The 2,270-nt window shown below is 70.8% G+C and carries 4 protein-coding genes; 1 reads left to right on the plus strand and 3 read right to left on the minus strand.

Translation table 11 applies throughout. The features are described 5' to 3' along the window. On the plus strand, positions 1–403 hold a 403-nt coding region (locus IY392_RS14600; protein ID WP_228549456.1), incomplete at its 5' end, for a L,D-transpeptidase. A 17-nt stretch (positions 404–420) separates the two neighbouring features. On the opposite strand, the gene IY392_RS14605 is transcribed toward IY392_RS14600, so the two are convergent. The 3 genes from IY392_RS14605 to IY392_RS14615 all read right to left on the minus strand — a co-directional run. Then, positions 421–999: a hypothetical protein gene (locus tag IY392_RS14605; RefSeq protein ID WP_194861602.1), complete on the minus strand. Its 579-nt coding sequence runs from the start codon at positions 997–999 to the stop codon at positions 421–423. Positions 1,000–1,100: 101 nt separating this feature from the next. Then, positions 1,101–1,643 (minus strand): hypothetical protein, encoded by a 543-nt coding sequence (locus IY392_RS14610; protein WP_107755684.1) that lies wholly within the window; start codon positions 1,641–1,643, stop codon positions 1,101–1,103. A gap of 113 nt (positions 1,644–1,756) precedes the next feature. Next, on the minus strand, positions 1,757–2,270 hold a 514-nt coding region (locus IY392_RS14615; protein WP_304511155.1), incomplete at its 5' end, for an ATP-dependent helicase C-terminal domain-containing protein.

A 2,270-nucleotide genomic window follows, 5' to 3' on the forward strand; every position in this document is an offset into this window, starting at 1 on the left:
GCCCGGCTTCGTGCCCCCTCCGCCTGCTCCTCCTCCGCCGCCGGACCCCACCCCGCAGAGCCCCTGCCCGCGCACGGCCGCCGCGTGCGTGGACCTCGACGGGAACCGGACCTGGCTGCAGTCGGGGGAACGGCTGAACTACGGGCCGGTGCGGATGTCCCACGGAAGGGCCGGGTGGGAGACCCCTCGTGGGACGTACCAGGTCACCCGTAAGGTCCGCCACGAGGTCAGTCGTCTGTTCGACGACGCCCCGATGCCGTTCGCGGTGTACTTCGTGGGCGGGATCGCGTTCCACGAGGGGGACCCGGCCCACCTGTCGCACGGGTGCATCCGGATGGACCGGCCCGCGGCCGAGACCTACTTCGACAGGCTGCAGGTCGGGGACACGGTCGTGGTGTTCTGACGACCGGGAGAGCCGTCTCAGGAGCCCCGGGGGTCGGTGAACATGCGGGCCTCGGCCCGGTCCGGCAGCAGGTACTCGGCGGACCTGGCCGCCAGTACCGACCCGGCGATGACCAGGACGAAGCCGATGGCGGCGACGAACGGCCCGTAGGTGACCGAAGTCCCGTCGGGGAGTCCCGCCAGCATCGGATCGGCGGTGTCGGTCGAGTTGAACAGGACCCAGACGAAGATCAGATGGGCGATCAACACCAGCGACGCGAGAACCGCGTTGGCGGCCGCGAAGAATCCCAGTCGGGTGAACACGGTGACGGCCACCAGGACCAGCAGTACGAGCAGGCCAAGGAAGTTCAGGGGCGCCATCGCACGGAGGTCCAGGACCTCGGTGAGCTCGAGGGCGGTGATGCCCCCGCCGGTCGCGGTGGACAGCCAGGGGAGGTACAGGCTGAGAAGGGCGAGTGCCAGACCCGCGACCGCGATGAGCCCGCCGACGCGGCTGCGCAGTAGAGGGACGATCTTGCCGCCCCGCGTGGTCGCCGCCGGGGGCGGTGTCTGGGAAGCGGGGGGTGTGTGGGAGGTGGGCGTTGTCTGTGCGGCCATGGTGTGCCCCTTAGTCGTACCGGAGTCTCAAGTGAGATAAGTCACATAATAGGCGGCGTTGTCTGCCCGTGCCATAACAGCGCGCTTCCCCCGGAGGTCGTCTATCCGTCTCGACGCGAGAGGGGATCCCTGGCGTATCTCGCCGACCGGGCAGCCCACGCCGAGGCGGCGGAGACCACCACGAACCCGGACGCCGCGACGTACGGCCCGAAGGTCACCGAGGCGTTGGCGGGCAGCCCCGACAGGGCCGGCGTCGTCGATCCCGTGGAGAGGATGAGGGTCCAGACGAAGGCGAGGTGACCCGCGAGTACTCCTGCCGCCATCACCGCCGCCGCCACGGCGAACGCCCCCAGTCGGGTGAACGCGGTCACGGTCACGAGCAGGGCCAGGACGAGCAACCCGAGGAACAGCACCGGGGCGACACTGCGGACGTCGATGATCTCGGTGATGCCCAGGCCGGAGATCCGCTCGCCCCCGCCGGCGGAAAGCCACGGCAGGAAGAGGCTGAGCAGCGACACCGCCAGGCCGGCGAACGCCATCAGGACCCCGATCCGGTTCCGGACGTGCGGGATCCTCTTGGTGCGTGCGGGGGTCCTGGTCGGGAGGGGCACGCGGTGGGGTGAGGGTGGTGTGTACGGGGGCATGGCGGTCACCCTCCGGGGCGGAGTCGGATGGCGCAGGTGCGTCCGGTTCCATGGTAGGGGCCGGCCCGGACCGGAACGGTGCCGAAACTCACCCCGTTACGTGACCGGGATCGTCAGCGGTGGCGGGTGGTCCGGCGAGTGGGCTCCGCGGCCATCGGATCCTCCGGCCAGGGATGTCGGGGATAGCGGCCCCGCATCTCCGCCCGCACACCGGGATACGCCTCGCGCCAGAAGAACTCCAGGTCGCGGGTCACGCCGAGCGGCCGGCCGGCGGGGGAGAGCAGGTGCACCGTCACGGGTACCCGTTTGTCGCAGATCCGGGGTGAGGAGGTCCACCCGAAGCACTCCTGCAGCTTCACCGCAAGTACGGGGGACGCGTCGGATCCGGGTTCCGGATAGTCGACGCGGTACCACGACGAACTGGGCACCTGCAGGCGATCGGGCACGAGCTCGTCGAACCGGGAGGCCTCCGGCCACGGGAGCAGTCGTCGGAGCGCGCCGCCGACCTCGCGCCCCCTGAGCGTGCCGCCTCGCGTCATGGACTCGACCTCCGGCCCGAGCCACTCCGGGAGACGGTCCGCGAGTGCCTCGGCGGACACGTCGGGCCAGGGAGGCCCGAGTTCCCGC

The sequence above is a fragment of the Dietzia sp. SYD-A1 genome (assembly GCF_015356725.1).
In the GTDB taxonomy this organism is placed as follows: domain Bacteria; phylum Actinomycetota; class Actinomycetes; order Mycobacteriales; family Mycobacteriaceae; genus Dietzia.